We start from the raw sequence: 1,597 nt of genomic DNA on the forward strand, positions 1-1,597 counted from the left end.
AAACATTACCGTTCAACACCTGGTCATCGGTGTAGACATCGCTCAGGAAACCCATGTTGCCCGGGCTGTCAGCTTCCGAGGAATTGCTTTAGGTGCTCCGCTCGAGTTCGGCAACCATCGCGAGGGGTTCAAGTTGTTCCAGCGTTGGGTCCAGGATCTTCTCAAGACCCACAATCTGAGCAGCATCATCGTTGGCATGGAGCCGACCGGCCACTACTGGTTCAGCCTAGCACGCTGGCTTGTGGGGCAAGGAATTGAGGCTGTTTTGGTTAATCCCCATCTCGTCAAGAAAAACAAGGAAAACCGGGACAATACGCCTTCTAAAAGCGATCGTAAGGATGCGCTGGTCATTGCAGATATGATCAAAAACGGGTACTACTCTCCCGTTCGTTTTCATCCCGAAGCCTACGAGGAGCTACGTATTCTCATGGCAAACCGCGAGACGGTTACCAAACGCCTTAACAGTGCGGTTAACCAAATTCATCGCTGGGTAGACATCGTCTTTCCAGAGCTGCGTCAGGTCTTTAAAATCCTTACCTGCACCAGCGCTATCGTAACACTCAGACTCTTCCCTTTGCCTGGAGAAATCAGCCGGTTAAACACGGAACAAATCCTCGACGGTTGGAAGAAATATGTGAAGCGTCATGCTGGAGTGAAGCGAGCTGAGCTGCTCATTTCACTTGCAAAATCCAGCGTTGGAGCAACTCAGGCGCTCCATGCTTACAAGCTTCATCTTGAGCACTTACTTGCAGAATATGACCTGGCTCAGCGCCAACTGGAACAAATCGAGCACGCGCTCCATCTCATTCTTGAACGCATTCCATACGCGCAGAAGCTGCTTGAAATACGAGGCATAAGTGTAACGAGTCTAGCTGGTGTACTCGGTGAGGCCGGTGATCTGAGCGGTTATTCACATGGAAATGCTCTGCTACGGCATGCCGGGTTGAATCTAGCTGAGGCTAGTTCTGGGAAGTGGCGAGGAAAGATGGTGCTTAGCAAACGTGGTCGGCCACGCCTGCGTCACTTTCTCTATCTCATCACGATGTATATGGTCATGACGAATCCGGAAATTCGAGCTTTACACCGTTACAATGTGGAAAAGAAGAACCAGAAGAAGATGAAATCCATCATGAAATTATGCAATAAAGTATCGCGTCTGCTAGTCAGTCTGGCAAAAAGCAGCGAGGCTTACGATTCAACTCGAGTTTTCCCACAAGCAGCTTAAGAACAGTTAATCCTCACCGGTTCAAGAATTCGCAGGATGACAAAGAAGCACGGCGTATCGGGAGACATTACGCAAAAGGGCTCGGACCCGTTCCGTTAGAAAGACCGACCTCCACCCCGTAGTTAGATGTGACGAAGGAATGAAAGGGCTATGACCCGTTGAGACATGGGAGCGAGAATCGCTATGGCGACGTGGAGACGTGCGTATATGGGACAATATGGGTGAAACAGTACTCACCTTTATTCCCGCATGCCTATTTTTACGTCTTTTCGCCACCGGCTCCGCCCACATCCTCTTCTTCGTACTAACTATAGGATGAAATCCTGCGAATTCATGAGCCTGAGTGAGAAAACTGAATCATTTCGAGGGAGC

Annotated in this window: 1 protein-coding gene; it reads left to right on the forward strand. The window is 49.7% G+C overall.

What is annotated here, in order from left to right; translation table 11 throughout:
• Positions 1–4: 4 nt before the first annotated feature.
• Complete coding sequence (locus tag HP552_RS00560; RefSeq protein ID WP_312884177.1) at positions 5–1,225, forward strand: IS110 family RNA-guided transposase; 1,221 nt, start codon at positions 5–7, stop codon at positions 1,223–1,225.
• The last annotated feature ends 372 nt before the right edge of the window (positions 1,226–1,597 follow it).

This window comes from Paenibacillus xylanilyticus (assembly GCF_013359935.1).
GTDB classification, from domain to species: domain Bacteria; phylum Bacillota; class Bacilli; order Paenibacillales; family Paenibacillaceae; genus Paenibacillus; species Paenibacillus xylanilyticus.